Here is a 14,760-nt window from a genome sequence, read left to right as displayed (position 1 = left end):
TAGCTTTAGGTATGGGTAGGTATGAGAAGGAATAATCTTTGCTTTGTAAAGACAATTTTGACTAAAGGATTACCATGCTCCGCTCGCTATGGTCTGGTGTGAATGGGATGCAAGCCCACCAAATCGCCCTAGATATTGAAAGCAATAACATCGCCAATGTCAATACTACAGGTTTTAAGTATTCGCGTGCCTCCTTTGTGGACATGCTTTCTCAAGTTAAACTCATTGCCACTGCCCCCTATAAGAATGGCTTAGCAGGGCAAAATGATTTTTCTATCGGCTTGGGCGTGGGCGTGGATGCCACCACTAAAATTTTCTCTCAAGGCAATTTGCAAAATACTGATGTTAAAACCGATCTTGCCATTGAGGGTGATGGCTTTTTTGTGATCAGTCCTGATCGCGGGGTAACACGCAATTTTACCCGTAGCGGTGAATTTTTATTCGACTCAGAAGGTAGCTTGGTAACCACAGGGGGCTATGTGGTGCAGGGGTGGGTGCGCGATCCCAAAGACATGGGTTCTAAGGGCAGTGAAACTGACATGCTCAAGATTGATAACACCAAACCTCTACAAAATATCCGTATCGATCCGGGTATGGTCATGCCTGCGCGTTCTAGTAGTAAAGTCTCTATGCGTGCTAATTTGAATGCGGGTCGTCATGCCGAACAAACTGGCAGTATTTTTATGCTAGATTCTTCAAGTAAAACCCCTGCAGATGGTGTGAAGCCCCAGTACGATTCTGCGACTAATCTTACGCAATTAGCTGAAGATATGGGAGCTTTATTTAATGAGGATGGCGATGCGTTTTTGCTCAATGAAGATCAAGGGATTTGGGTCAGCTATAAAAGCGCTAGCATGAATAAGGAAATTGATGTTTCTAAGGCTAACAGCACTTTAGAGCTCAATGGCACTAAGATTTCTTTCACCAACGACTCTACGATCAGTCGAATCTCTAGCTTATCGGCAGCCCAAGATGCTATCAATGCCGTAAAAGACAAAACTGGAGTAGAAGCCTACATCGATAATGGCACTTTGCGCTTAGAAAATAAGAACAACATGGAAGGCGATGAGCATGTTAAAAACATCGTCATTACAGGGGCTGGTACGGGAGTTTTTGCTAAATTTGCTAAGGGTGAGCAAGATGTTACTGCCTTTAGATACCGCTACACAAAAGGAGTTAAACCCGATTTAGCCACAGGGCAATTTAAAACCACCGATGACTTGCGCGCCTTAATGCAACGCGATGCAAATATCGTTAAAGATCCTAAGCTCAAAGGCAATTACAAAGATTCAGCAGCATCGGTTTCTGTAGTGGTGAACAAGGATGGCATGTTTGAAATGACCAATAGGGACAATGGTAACCCCACACGCGAAGACTTGAGTATCTTTGTTACTAACTATGCTTCCAAGAAAGTTACCAAGAATGTCTTATTTGGTAAGACAATGGGCGCGCTCAACACGGCTTCTCTCATTGAGGGGGGGGTTTCTACAGCCACCTCTAAGCTTAGCCACGCGATGCACGCGAGCAGTATCGATTTGGTGGATAGCTTGGGAACTAAGCACACTTTGCGCTTAGAGTTTTTTAAAAGTGGAGAGGCTGAATGGCGCTTTAGAGCTATTGTGCCTGAGCCCGGAGAAATTGTGGGTGGTTCGCCTGCACGCCCCAATGTCTTTGAAGAGGGACGCTTACACTTCAATAAAGATGGTTCTTTAGCAGGCATGAACCCTCCTGTCTTGCAATTCGATCCTAAAAATGGATCGAAAGCACCCCAAAGAATTACACTCAACATGGGGACGGCCGGAGGATTTGATGGAATCACGAGTGTGGATAAAATTTCTGAAACTTATGCGATCGAGCAAAACGGCTACCAAGCGGGGGATTTGATGGATGTGCGCTTTGATGGTGATGGGGCGTTGTTGGGCGCATTTAGCAATGGTAAAACCTTAGCCTTAGCTCAAGTGGCTTTGGCTAACTTTGCCAACGACGCGGGTTTGCAGGCGATGGGAGGAAGCGTATTTTCTGAAACAGGAAACTCTGGACACGCGCTAATTGGAGCGGCAAATACGGGTAGAAGAGGTGGGGTTTCTGGTTCTAAGCTCGAGTCGAGCAATGTGGATTTAAGTCGGAGCTTGACTAATTTGATCGTAGTGCAACGCGGCTTTCAGGCGAACTCTAAGGCGGTAACCACTTCCGATCAGATTCTCAATACCTTGCTCAATCTCAAGCAATAGGTTAGTGCGTGCATGAATATAGTGTTGTGTCCTCCTTGATAGACTTGTGTGAGGCACATGCCAAAAAGCACCACGCTACCAAGATAGAGCGCGTTGTAGTAAGCATTGGAGAGCGGTGCGCGATGGATAAACAACTTTTTGTAAGCGCATTTGAAACCTTTAAAGAAGAATTGGACTTGTGCAAAGACGCGATTTTAGATATTGTAGAGGAAAAGGTGGAACTTACCTGTTTGGAGTGTGGGCATGTCTTTGTACCGAGCAATTTTGATTATGGAGCGTGTGAAAAATGTAGGGGGAAAGTGCGTATCAGCAAGGGGACGGAAATGACTTTGCTGTCGCTGGAGATGGTATGAAGGATTCGATCTTTCAAGAATTTATCCAAAAAGCCCCTGAGATTAAAGAGAAATGGGAAGTGGTGCGCCTCTTTGAAGAAGAGCGTCAAAAGTTCCAAGAAGAGTTACAGGTTTATGAAAATGAAATCGCACAGGCTAGGGCGGTGCTTAAAGACTTACGCGCCGAATTACTAGAAGCTAAAAACCATCTCAAAGACCTAGAGACGCGACAACAAAGCAAGAAAGAAGAAATTAAGGCGATCCAGCAAGAACTTTTTACACACAAGGTACAACGCGATTTGGTTGCCAAACAAAAAAATAGAGAAGAGATCCTAGATCAAGAGGATAAAGAACTTCTGCCCCAGCCTGTTAGCTTTGTAGAAATCTATCTCAAAGATCGTTCTGTGGCTAGGGCGCGTCCAGCCAAGCGTTTTTTTAGCGATCAACTTTACCGAAAATACCGCGTACTTTTGCGCGAAAACCGCGCACTTAAGGATCGTATTTTTGAACTCGATTTAGAAAATAGCACGCTTAAAATTGAACTTAGAGACATCAAAACTAAGGATTTTTTAAAAGCCAATGGCTATTTAGAAGAACCCTCTTCTAAGGACGAATCTTGAGAGTACTAGTGAGCGCACTAGAGGTGAGCGCAAATGTGCACTTAAAAGTATTGCGCGCACATCTTCAAGGTGTAGAATGGCTGGGCATTTACGACGCGCTAGAGCCTCACGATCAACCTTTATTTAGCCCCCGACAATTTTCTATCATGGGTTTTAAGGAAGTTGCTTTTAAATTACGCTTTTTTTACAAAGCTCTGCGCCAAATGCACGCGCTTTCCAAACGAGCCGATCTGATTTTGTTAATGGATTCTAGTTCTTTCAACATTCCTCTAGCCAAGCGTATTAAAACCCACACCCCCCACAAACCCATTATTTATTACATTTTACCCCAAGTGTGGGCATGGAAAAGTTATCGTGCCAAAATCATCGAACGCTATTGCGATCAGTTGGGAGCAATTTTACCCTTTGAGTTAAGTCATTACAGATGCAAAGCGACTTATGTCGGGCATCCACTTTTAGATGAAATCCCCTTGTATAAAATCCGTCCACAAGGCGTTGGCGTGGTATTTATGCCGGGGAGTCGCCAGCAAGAGATCAAAGCGCTTTTTCCCATCTTTGTAGAAGTAGCACGAACACTAAAAACCCCATGCATCTTGGTTGTGCCTGCAAGTTTGCAAGGGAGCGATTTAGAAAAGCTTTATGGCAAAGATATTAACCTATTTAAAATCTCTTATGACGCACACCAAAGTCTGTATGCCGCTGAATTTGCTTTTATTTGTAGCGGAACGGCAACTTTAGAATCTGCCTTGATTGGGACACCTTTTGTACTTGCTTATAGGGCGAAAGCACTAGATTTTTTTATCGCTAGACGCTTAGTTAAACTAACTTGTATTGGACTGGCTAATATTTTTTATCATGCCTTGCACAACGAGAGTCCGGGCAGGGGCAGGACCATGCTACACCCCGAATTCATTCAGCATGATTTGAATGCACATAATCTATTGCAAGCCTACGCTCAGATGGATCGCGCCCACTTTGTGCGTGAAGCCCAACGCTTGCGCACTTATCTTGCTACAGGGAGTGCAGAACACATAGCGGCATGGATTCAAAATCAGCATTCTACTATGGCTGATAAACATAAATAATGATACTTTAAAGAGAAATTTAATACGCTTTCAGCAGAATATATTTTCATGATGGGGTAGGATTGATGTCAGCCTTGGCGGATTTTTATGGGGATTACAAAAGATTTTTAGTGATAGGGTTAGGAGCTTTCCTGAGCTTTGCACCTTTGGTTGCAGAGGACAATGCAGGGTATGTTCTTGCAGGGTTTGAATATGCGAACATGGGGGGTAACATGCTGACAGACATCATATCAGGGTCCCAAGGAACTCATATTAATGAACCTATCACAGGTTCGCTTTATGGGGGAGATTTCCAACTGGGCTATAAACAATTCTTTGGTTCAAGTCAACGTTTTGGGCTACGCTACTATGGAATATTTAGCGGTTATGCAGGAACTTACATTAGGAAAGATGAAAACAAAGAATTAATTTCTAAAGGTTCTTTAAGTAATTTCTTTTATGGCGCTGGAATGGATATGCTGTATAATTTTTATGACAGCGAAAATCGTAGCTTTGGCCTTTTTGGAGGGGTTATGGTGGGGGGAAGCTCTTGGGAATTAGGCAAGGGTTATAAAAATGGAGAATGTCAAACGCGAGAGCAGGGTAATGGTCCAGTTCTCCCCGGAGCTCCTCAACCGGCTTGTATCAGTATGGATAAATATTACCAAGAGTCGGCTAAGCGCAATAATACCGATGGCAATAAAGCGAGTTTTACAAGCACTTATGTACAGGTAGTTTTTAATTTTGGGTTGCGTAGCAATTTTACCAAACATCAGGGTTTTGAAATTGGTGTGCGTGTGCCAGTGATTAACGACCCTTATTACACCTATCAGCAGAAGTCTGCATCCGATCAAGACAAATATACAATTAATTTTGGTTTCAGGCGCCTTGTCGCGGCATTTGTGAATTATGTTATCAATTTCTAGTTTAGAACATTGAGCACATATACATATTCAATCGGCTAGTTTCTTGAGTGATCGGCATGCCCCCTATGAGTCAAGCTAGGGAATTGGTAATATCACCTAAGTCTGCCACCGATAGAGTCGTATTTTCTTCTCTAAGGATTGAAGATCGAGTCTACCTATGAGCCCAAATATAAATATTAAAGCGCACACTAACGTCTCAGTCCGCCCGGCACATAAGGAATAAACGCACCGCGTTTGCTAGTTCTCACTTTGTCCCTATAGCGTAGGGATTTTACGGAGTTTGAGCTCACATGTCCAAAACGCGTTGCGTTTTTTCTGTTAAAAATGCTTAAAACGCCTGTATTGTTTTACAGATAGGGTTTTGGAGTTTGGCGTGCCAAATTTTGTTTTCTTTGTTCAAAAATACGCAGGGTACATTGTCTATAGAGATAAGTCGCTTATTTTGAAGATAAGTCTTCACTTTGCCCACTAGCGCTTTGGAGGGTGTTTTAAAAGCATCGTTGCAAGCCTTTTGTGTTTTTTGAGTTAAATAACCCGGATTAAAGCAAATTTGGGGGTTGTTTTGGACACGTTCTTGATACGCTTGTAAAAATTGAGTAGGAATGTCTTTGCAGGCAAAAAAAGCATGCGCGGTCTCTTTCATGTAATGATCTTTAAAGAGAGCGTCTAAGTAAAACGGAGTGTCATAAAAAAAGGAAAAACTATTGGAGATAGCGTAATTGATGATAGCATGCACATAGGGTAGAAGGGAGGCATCTACGACTTGATCAAGCATGCGATCGCCAACGAGCCAAGAAACAAACCAAGCACGTATAAACATAGTCCTTAAGGAATCAAGGATATTCCAATCTTTGGCAGAAACTTCCTGAATAGCACTATGCGTTAAACTAAAGAAGTTGAAGGATTTTACAAATACCTCCAACACATCTGAATCCCTTGTGCTTTTAGGGGAAAAATGGAGTGTTGCCAGACTTTGTATATAGTCTAGAGGGTTGACTCCGCCTTTTTGGGCTAGGATTAGAGGAGTGTAAAGAAAATCTAACGCCATGCTGGCGTAGGTGCTTTCATATCTTGCAATGTGAGCATACTTCTGTATTACCTTGAAGATCAAAAAGCTTCCTACGATTTTTGTCGCTTTGATAAAATTTTGCTCTGAGAGGTTTGTGGCAGGCCACTCTTTAAAAAAAGGTAGAGAATCTAAAATGGGCACAATAGTTTGGATGGCTTTTTGCACATTCTGCTTAGTTGCATCTGTGGGCATGTATCTTTCTATTTTCCATAACTCGTAGGACTTTTCCCACGGGATTTGTCGCAGTATACTTTTTTTATTGAGTCTGTCCGATTTCTTCAAGCTCATGACAAATGGAAAGGGTTCACTGGGCACTTTTTCTACTAGACCTAAAAGCAAGACGAGCATGCAAGTAAAGCGTAACATTAAAATTCCTTTTCTAGGGGGAGTTTTTGAAGCGCAAGGCATAGAGAATCTTGGGATTTGAAGCGTGTAATTGTGCGTTTACCCTTTAAATATAGGCAAGGCGCAGTGCCTATACTAATTAGACGCAAGGTTCGCAGATATTCTTTTAAAGGCTTACGCGCATAGGTTTGGTTTTGAAAAGTGTGCAAACACACTTCTTTAGCCTCTTGGTTTAAAAATTGAGGATTAAAGCATACGCTAGGATTTTTAGGAATAAAAATCGCCATCGCCTCTTTTGTAGTCATGGAGGGATTGCTATGTGTATGAGAAAGGGTATCAAAATACGCCTGCATGACACTTTGCCCTCCATCCACACTCCCGCCTAAAAACGCGTTGATTCTAGCTTGATAATAAACGACGAATTTTCTAATATAGAGATCGTATGATTCCGAGTAGTGCGAAGTAATATCTTCTTTGCTTTGTCGCTTGCTGTCTGCAAAAAGATAGGATGCATAGGCAACTTTAGCAATCTTGAAAAAGTGTTTAATCAGAGGAATATTAGGATCTGTAGGATTTTCTTGTATCAATGCTGAAGTGGCTTTTGAGGGCTTGAGCTGATGAGCAAGCTTATCAGTAGATTTCCAAGCCATGTTTTTTTGACTCTCTTGTAAGGCTTGCCAATAAGGCTTGATCTCTAAGCCTTCTTGATGGGCTTTAATGAGGGGTGTGTAAATAAAATCTAACCCTTGCAAAAAATCTTGAGCAATTCGAGTCGCATCAAAATCTTTAGGAATGGTCGTGGTGCCATCACATTTGACTTTCGGGACAGATGCATACATGAGATCAAAAAGTCTAGAGACCTCAAAATCCTCAAGGTATCTTAAGAGCAAATTGTAATCACTTTGGTCATCATGGTAGCTTTTAGCTTTTAGAGGTTGCCAAAGAGGGATTTGGCGTAGAAAATCTTGCAGAGGTGCATCTTCGATAACATCATCGCCATCCTCTGTGCAATCATTGAGTCTCCTAATAATAGTGCTTGCAAAATTATCTAGCATGCGTGGGTAGATTTTTTGGAGCTGATCAATCAAGACCTTATCAGGCTTAGCAGACAGGGGCAAAAGCAATAAAATTGCTAAAATAAATTGTACCATTGAAATTTCCTTTCGAAATAGGCTTAGAGTGTTTGACAAAGAAGGCTCTGATATTCAAAAGATCAGATTTTATAGGGTTAAAACCAACACTATAAAGCGCGATAGCACTCGCCCACACATAGTAACACAGCCCTAACACAACTAAGCGCAGAGGGCTTAAGACTTGCTTCAAAAAAGCTAACAACAAACTGGGCGCACATATCGCCACAAAATGCGCGCTCAAGATACTTTGACTCTGTGTATAGCTAAAATGATACGCATGCATGGCTAGAGGCGTGGCATGCATCACTAGAGTCATCAGCCCAAAGCCCAGCGCACATATACAGGTGGCTAAGAGAAAAGAAGGCACTTTAAAGAGGATTGTTAGAGGCACTTTGAGACTCTCTTGAGCCCTAAAGGGTTTTAACCTTAGCAAAGAGTTCAATACCATATGAAGCATACAAAACAAACCCACAAACCCGAAAGAACCCACAAAGGGCACACTCAAGAGATGTATCCCCACATTGCCTAAATAAAACCTTTCTTCGCTTTGTGAACCATGAAGTTCAAAGTTAAGATGTACAAACATGTTAAACCAAGAAAACTAACAGAGCACCTCGACAGCGTGAATTTTTAGAGTAATCAACTATCAATGAAAAAACCAACAAATGACATTAAAATATGTTACATTTTGCTGTGGTAGCACGGTCCGTCAGGACTCTAGTTGCAGGTAATACCTATCAAAAGGGTGCGATCGCCTCAAGTGCATTTGTCTATACTTTGTGGAGTGGATTACTGCTCACCATGCCTTACTGCCTAACACCCAAGTGCCCACTCTCCATAACTAAAGTTAGGGGATTCTAAACTTCAGTGGAGATCGTGGCTTCAAACAGGACGGCCTGCTTTGGTATGTTCCCTCTTCCAAAGGTTGATGCCCCAACCCCAAAAGGGTATCACCCCTTGATTGCAACTTGATATTAGTACGAGACTGCTAATGCTAGCCAACTATCATGGGGCCTTACGGCACAGTTTGCTTCTTTACAATTCCCTTTTCATTTAGGAATCTCTGACGGAACTCTGCCCTCTGCTGTTTCTACGCCCCTCCATACGAACCCTCCAAATCACCATCTGCTAGAAAATTACGTTCCTATACCTTTCTTCGCCTCTAATCCCTAGTTATTATTGTTACATTAAGTATGAAACTCGTGCACATCTTACTGGAAGCACACAAAGAATTTAAGAAGACGCAAACCCAAATCTACAGAATTGCAAAAAAGTTTACGATATGGGCGCACCCTTACAATGAACACGGCAGGAGGACTTAGAGCTCAATAAGTAGAGAGAATGGATAGGGTTTATAAAAAGATTTTCCAAAAAATAGGGCAGAACCCACAGATTCAAAAAGATAGCTCTGTATCCATTTTTTGCATTCAAAGAGGGATAGGTTATAACATCCAAGATAACGCTATTTCTTTTAATGACTATGCGCTTGAGTTTGTCAAGATATACAAGCTCAATAGTAGGCTTAAGATCTTAACTATTAAAAGAGATAATGAAGCGATGTTTCTTGTGCTTGGTGTGTGAAGTGGAGGACAGAGCTAGCCCGCAAGCGCAAAGCCGAAGAGTTGCGCGTCTAATGCAAAAACCGCGAGGCTTATTATCATTCAAGGACTATCTTAGCTGTTCTAGCTGTGGATATGTCAAATAAGAATCGAGCTTGAAAGAGAGAGTCTGTCCATATCAATCCTATGGTGTAGAACTAGATAGAGATTTAAAACTCTCCGGCAGAAATCCCACTCGTTTTTAGCGGGTGGGATGAATGCCACTTTGTGGTATAACGTCTCCGTACATTCGTATCTACCGCAGGACGTGTCGAAAGTTACGCCTTTGGAAATACGATGTGTGAAACCTGTAGGGAATGCACTGGATGCTCAAACTCTGTAAAATCCCTACTATAGGGACATAGAGTGAGAACCAGCAAATGCGGTGCATTTGTTCCCTACGGGCAACATCGGCCAAGGAAGCCCACCCGTCTTTAGCGGGTGGGTACTTCACTGCGAGTATAAATATTCATAGAGTGGGGGTCCCCACTCTTGGAGCCTCTAGCTTGAGCTATGGGGAGCATGTCAATAAAATCGCTAATATTCTCTTAACATTTTGGATAATTTCAGTATTTTAGTTTTATTTTTTTTGCCTGGAACTCTCTCTGCACCCGAGTTAATATCTAGTCCACATGCGCCCACACTTAAGGCTTGTCTGAGATTATGCACTCCAATCCCCCCTGCTAACATAAAGGGTTTGCGACAGGTATTCAAGAGTTCCCATGCAAAACTCACCCCATTACCCCCTGCTTGCACACCCTTGCTATCATAAAGAATCAAATCCGCGCCATTATCTTCATCTGCATCTAATACGCGCGTTTGAGGATCGATACTTCGTACTTGCCAAATGGCACAATCCAAAAAACGCCGAAGTAGACTAATTTGTGTTACACTATAATCACCATAGAGCTGAATCGCACTCAAACGCAACACTTGAGCGATATGAACGATGGTTGCAATTTCTTCTTTGACAAAGATTCCCACAAACCTGAGCCTAGGCGCTTTGCGCACCAGTCGAAGAGCTTTTTGAGGCGTGATGTAACGGGGTGAAGCTGGATAAAAAATCAAGCCACCATAAAGAAAATGGGCTTTGTAAGCGCGCTTGACATCTTTAAGACGCGTAAGCCCACAGAGTTTATGTGCGCCATAGATGAGCTCTACACATGCTCGATGTAGGTTAGACTGACTCATTAATGCACTCCCTACCAAAAAACCATGTACTTTAGGGGCAAGCGCTCTGATTTGGGCATGTGTGCTAAAACCTGATTCGCTAATTACAAGATGTCCTTCAGGAATGAGTGCGCGTAAGGTGTGGGTGGTGGTCAAATCCACTTTGAGGGTGTGCAGATTGCGGTTGTTGATTCCAATAATCTGTGCGCCTAACTCTAGCGCTCTTTGCACCTCTTGAGCATTGCTCACTTCACACAGCACTGCCATGTTTAGAGAATGTGCCAAAGTGGCGAGTTCTTGGTATTGCGTGTCTTCAAGCACACTTAGCATGAGCAAAATTGCGTCCGCACCCATGTATCTTGCTAGCTTAACTTGAAAAGGTGTGAGGATAAAATCCTTGCATAAAATAGGCTTGTTGGTGTACCCAGAGACTAGACGCAAATTTTCATAAGAGCCCTTAAAATGCGTCATATCAGTAAGCACAGAAATACAGGTGGCGAATTTGTTATAGATTTTGACAATCTGCTCTATATTAAAATCTGCACGAATCAATCCCTTAGAAGGTGAAGCTTTTTTGCATTCCAAAATAAAGCTAGTACGCTTTTCTAAAAGGGCTTGGGCAAAATCACGATGGCTTGAGGGTAAATTGTTTGGCAGAGAATACATCTTTTCCAACAGTGCAATCTCTTGGGGTTTGCCTGTAAGAATATCTTGCAAGTATTTAGACATGGCTATTCTTGATGATGTGTTGCAAATGCGTATAAGCCTGTGCACTCTTTAAATGTGCTAGCGCCATTTCAACCCCTTCTTTAAAGCTCGTGGCTTTGCCTGCTAAATAGAGCAGGCCTGCACTATTAGCGGCGATACTAGCTTGATGAGCATAAGAACCTCTTCCCTGCAAAAGTTCTAAACAGATATGCGCACTCATCTGCAAACTTTGGCTACGCAATGCCTCTAATGTGCAGGGTTTCAAACCGAAATCTTTGGGACTTAGAGTGTATTGCTTAATCTCTTTTCCCTGCAACTCACACACCAAAGTATCCCCATGCACAGCAATTTCATCTAGACCTGCTCCGTGCACAACTAACGCACAATTTACACCCAATTTGCGAAGTGCGCGCGCTAAAGGTAAGCAGAATTTAGAATCATAGACTCCTAATAGTTGGGCTTTAGGAGCTAGGGGGTTGATAAGCGGACCGATAAGATTAAAGATGGTGCGGGTTTTAAGCTCCTTGCGCACTTTGGCAACATGGGCAAAGTTAGGGTAGTAAAGGGGGGCAAACAAAAAAGTAAAATTAGTGCGTTGTAAACAAATTAAAGCCTGATGGGTATGCATGGCAATATTCACCCCTAAAAATTCGAGCAGATCTGCACTCCCTCCTGCATTTGAACTGCTTTTGTTGCCATGCTTTGCCATGGGTACGCCCATAGAGGCACACACTAACGCGCTAATGGTGCTTACATTGATACTATCCATCCCATCGCCTCCTGTGCCACAATTATCATAGCACAAAGGCGCACAAGGCTTGGGGTGTAGTTGCAAACAAAACCGCGCCGCGCTGGCGATCTCACGCGCACTCTCAGGTTTCATTTTAAGCGCAATGAGAGCTGCACTCAACTGCGCTATACTTAATTCCCCTTGGGCAATAGCCGTAAAAAGCGCAGTAACCTGTGCATTTGTAAGACTTTTTCTTTGATAGAGCGACGTAAAAACGCCCCCTAGATCCGATACACTCAAAATAACTTCCTTTGTGGCATTGTAATATAAGAAGACAAATAAGGTTTCAAGAAACTCGGTCTTGTTTTTCCAGCCATGCTACACTCTGCTTTAGAAGTTGTGCGCCCCTGGGGGTCATGATACTCTCAGGGTGGAATTGGTAGGCAAGGACCCTGTCTTGAGGGTGATAAATCCCCATCACAATATTATGATAATGGGCGATCACCTGCAGATCGTCGGGGAGTTGTGTCGCCATCAAAGAATGATAACGCGCCACTTCTAAGTGGTTGCCCAACCCCTCAAACGCCCCAAAGGGTTCTAAGGCGATGCGCACGCTCTTGCCATGCACAATTTCAGGACATCTTTCAACACGCGCCCCATAACTTTGAGCTAGAGCCTGTAAGCCTAAACAAATCCCCAAAATAGGGAATTTAGAGCGCACACAACCTATTAAGGGCAGGAGTCGCCCTGATTGTTCTGGCGTGCCCGGACCAGGGGAAATACACAAAAGCGCGCCTTTAGAACACGCACACATCAAGTTTAAAATCTCTTGCTCAGGGGTGTCGTTACGATACACTCTTAGATCATGCCCCAAACGCTCTAGCTCATACACCAAATTATAGGTAAAAGAATCGAAATTATCCAAAAAAAAGATAGTCATTGATAGGTCTTTTGAATGGCTTCTAACACGCTTTGCGCCTTTGCCTTAGTTTCTGCGCTCTCCGCTTTTGGCTGACTCTCTAGTACAATGCCCGCCCCACTCTGTACAAAGGCGCGACCATCGCGCACAAAGGCAGAACGAATCACAATGCAGGTGTCCATCGAACCATCTGTGCACAGATAGCCCAAAGAACCCCCATAAGACCCGCGCCGCTTGCCTTCTAATTGTGCGATAAGTTTGAGTGCAGACACTTTAGGCGCGCCACTGAGTGTGCCCGCATTCATAAAACTTCTGAAGGCGTGCAGGGCGTCTAGATTGGATTTGAGCACGCCCTGTAGCGCTGAAGTCAAATGCATGACATGGGAGTATTTTTCTACCCGCAAGAGTTTGTGCACAAAGCGCGTAGAACAGACCCGCGCTAGATCGTTGCGGGCTAGATCCACCAACATCAGATGTTCAGCGCGCTCCTTGGTGTCGCTCAAAAGTTCTAGCTCAATGCGATTGTCCAAGTCTAGATCGATATGCCCATGCTCATCAAGAGCGCGTGCGCGCGTGCCTGCAATGGGGCAGATTTGGGCAGTGCGCGTGGGCGCATTGTATGTTAACGCGCTCTCAGGGCTAGCCCCAAAGAGTGTAAAATCCTGTGCGCGCATCATGAACATGTAAGGGCTAGGATTGCGTGTTTTGAGATGGTAGTAGGCGCTCAAAGAATCTAGACATTCTAAACTAAACCCCCTAGAAATCACCGCTTGAAAGATCTCTCCAGCTTGCAATTCTGCTTGTAGGCGCAATACCCGTTGCTCAAATTCTAAATCCGGGCAATCTGTGCTCAGTGTGTTCGTGTGGGGGTATTGATGAGGGGTGAAATCGCCTCGAGTTTCTTGGGCTAATTGCGCCAAAGCGCGCATGTCTGCTTGCAAATTTTCTTGACAATTTTGATCAAAACACGCGCCTAGAATTTGGGTGGTACACGCCTTGTGATCGATGACAATGAGGGTTTCTGCCACATAGAAGAGGTAGTCTGGCGCGCTGTTTTCTAGGGCGGGCAAGGAGGGTAAATTTTCAAAATAATGCACCATTTCAAAAGAGAAAAGCCCGGCACAAAAAAGAGCTAAGGGGTGGCTAGGAGGAGGGGGGGCGCAGCCCAACAAGGCGCGCAGAGCGTCTAGAGGGCTGGGCGTGAAGAGTTTAGAAAATTCCTCTTGAGGGGTGTTGGTTTGGGGGTAGTGTAGCTGGAGGGTGGAGTCTTGTAAGGGGGTTTTTAACAGGGCGCTCAGTTTTTGCAATAACGCTTTGCCATTGGAGGTGAGCGCGCTCAAATGCACGCGATCGCCCTGACAGAGTAATTGCAAGCACGCGCGGCTTAAAATAATGGACTTGGTGTGCGCCTTGCTCTCTGTGTGCGCGCTTTCTAATAAAAGGGTATGGGGTTGCTCTAAGCGGGCGTAAAGAGCAAGCGGATGGGCAACATAGGGGGCACTTTGTTCTAGGGCGATCATTGATTTCCTTTAGGGGTATTGTAGCGCAATGTATGCTAGATACGCTAGAGCAAAGATAGAAAGTAGAACATAAGAGGCACATTATGACTGAGATTAAAGTGCAAGCATGACTCTAGCGTCCAAAGGCAACTGACTCAATGCAGGTCTTGAAAACACATTAAGTATAAAATTACCCACTCGCACCGCAAGGTCTCCAGCTTTATCTAGACAGATTAAGAGGCGCATGCTCTTAAAGCATCACAAAAAGACAACCCACTTCAAAGTATTGGTTCATATAATGTGTACATAATAAATTGTATGAAAGTCCCTATCAAATACAAAAGTAGTAATAACAAGGTTATCTATTCTTGCAATAGTATATTATCTAGTGTCCCCAATACAGACAATACAGATAA

General features: G+C 43.6%; 13 protein-coding genes. 6 read left to right on the top strand and 7 right to left on the bottom strand.

Going from position 1 to position 14,760, the window contains the following annotated elements:
• Positions 1–74 precede the first annotated feature (74 nt).
• From flgE to C6G87_RS00045, 5 genes are all read left to right on the top strand, one after another.
• Positions 75–2,231 (top strand): flagellar hook protein FlgE, encoded by a 2,157-nt coding sequence (gene flgE, locus C6G87_RS00065; protein WP_104751518.1) that lies wholly within the window; start codon positions 75–77, stop codon positions 2,229–2,231.
• Positions 2,232–2,239: 8 nt separating this feature from the next.
• On the top strand, positions 2,240–2,584 hold the full coding sequence (gene hypA / locus C6G87_RS00060) for a hydrogenase/urease nickel incorporation protein HypA (protein WP_104751517.1): 345 nt from the start codon (positions 2,240–2,242) through the stop codon (positions 2,582–2,584).
• A complete protein-coding gene (gene mua / locus C6G87_RS00055) occupies positions 2,581–3,183 on the top strand; it encodes a nickel-binding protein Mua (protein ID WP_199767580.1) in 603 nt (200 codons plus the stop codon). Before hypA ends, mua begins: the two co-directional genes overlap by 4 nt.
• Complete coding sequence (lpxB, locus tag C6G87_RS00050) at positions 3,180–4,268, top strand: lipid-A-disaccharide synthase (RefSeq protein WP_104751516.1); 1,089 nt, start codon at positions 3,180–3,182, stop codon at positions 4,266–4,268. The genes mua and lpxB overlap by 4 nt, the downstream gene beginning before the upstream one ends.
• 65 nt (positions 4,269–4,333) lie before the next feature.
• Positions 4,334–5,173 (top strand): outer membrane protein, encoded by an 840-nt coding sequence (locus tag C6G87_RS00045; RefSeq protein ID WP_233708921.1) that lies wholly within the window; start codon positions 4,334–4,336, stop codon positions 5,171–5,173.
• Between the two features lie 328 nt (positions 5,174–5,501).
• On the opposite strand, the gene C6G87_RS00040 is transcribed toward C6G87_RS00045, so the two are convergent.
• Genes C6G87_RS00040 through C6G87_RS00030 form a run of 3 tightly spaced genes read right to left on the bottom strand, consistent with a single transcriptional unit; the run spans position 5,502 to position 8,306 of the window.
• The gene (locus C6G87_RS00040) at positions 5,502–6,608 is read right to left on the bottom strand and encodes a hypothetical protein (protein ID WP_104751515.1); all 1,107 of its coding nucleotides are present in this window, start codon (positions 6,606–6,608) and stop codon (positions 5,502–5,504) included.
• Positions 6,608–7,738 carry a hypothetical protein gene (locus C6G87_RS08655; RefSeq protein ID WP_233708920.1) on the bottom strand — a complete coding sequence of 377 codons (1,131 nt, stop codon included), beginning with the start codon at positions 7,736–7,738 and terminating at the stop codon, positions 6,608–6,610. Before C6G87_RS08655 ends, C6G87_RS00040 begins: the two co-directional genes overlap by 1 nt.
• Complete coding sequence (locus tag C6G87_RS00030; RefSeq protein WP_104751514.1) at positions 7,689–8,306, bottom strand: hypothetical protein; 618 nt, start codon at positions 8,304–8,306, stop codon at positions 7,689–7,691. The genes C6G87_RS08655 and C6G87_RS00030 overlap by 50 nt, the downstream gene beginning before the upstream one ends.
• A 755-nt stretch (positions 8,307–9,061) precedes the next feature.
• On the opposite strand from C6G87_RS00030, the gene C6G87_RS00025 reads away from it, so the two are divergent.
• Complete coding sequence (locus tag C6G87_RS00025) at positions 9,062–9,301, top strand: hypothetical protein (RefSeq protein ID WP_104751513.1); 240 nt, start codon at positions 9,062–9,064, stop codon at positions 9,299–9,301.
• 554 nt (positions 9,302–9,855) lie between these two features.
• On the opposite strand, the gene trpCF is transcribed toward C6G87_RS00025, so the two are convergent.
• The 4 genes from trpCF to trpE are packed head-to-tail and all read right to left on the bottom strand — an operon-like array spanning position 9,856 to position 14,365.
• Positions 9,856–11,217, bottom strand: coding sequence for a bifunctional indole-3-glycerol-phosphate synthase TrpC/phosphoribosylanthranilate isomerase TrpF (gene trpCF / locus C6G87_RS00020; RefSeq protein WP_104751512.1), 1,362 nt, complete (start codon positions 11,215–11,217; stop codon positions 9,856–9,858).
• Positions 11,210–12,226: an anthranilate phosphoribosyltransferase gene (gene trpD, locus C6G87_RS00015; RefSeq protein WP_104751511.1), complete on the bottom strand. Its 1,017-nt coding sequence runs from the start codon at positions 12,224–12,226 to the stop codon at positions 11,210–11,212. The genes trpCF and trpD overlap by 8 nt, the downstream gene beginning before the upstream one ends.
• Positions 12,227–12,272: 46 nt before the next feature.
• Entirely contained in the window at positions 12,273–12,866 is a 594-nt protein-coding gene (locus C6G87_RS00010; protein WP_104751510.1) for an aminodeoxychorismate/anthranilate synthase component II, read from the bottom strand.
• A complete protein-coding gene (gene trpE / locus C6G87_RS00005) occupies positions 12,863–14,365 on the bottom strand; it encodes an anthranilate synthase component I (RefSeq protein ID WP_104751509.1) in 1,503 nt (500 codons plus the stop codon). The genes C6G87_RS00010 and trpE overlap by 4 nt, the downstream gene beginning before the upstream one ends.
• Positions 14,366–14,760 lie beyond the last annotated feature (395 nt).

The sequence above is a fragment of the Helicobacter baculiformis genome, from assembly GCF_900197685.1.
Taxonomy (GTDB): domain Bacteria; phylum Campylobacterota; class Campylobacteria; order Campylobacterales; family Helicobacteraceae; genus Helicobacter; species Helicobacter baculiformis.
This window is presented reverse-complemented; position numbering and strand designations above follow the sequence as displayed.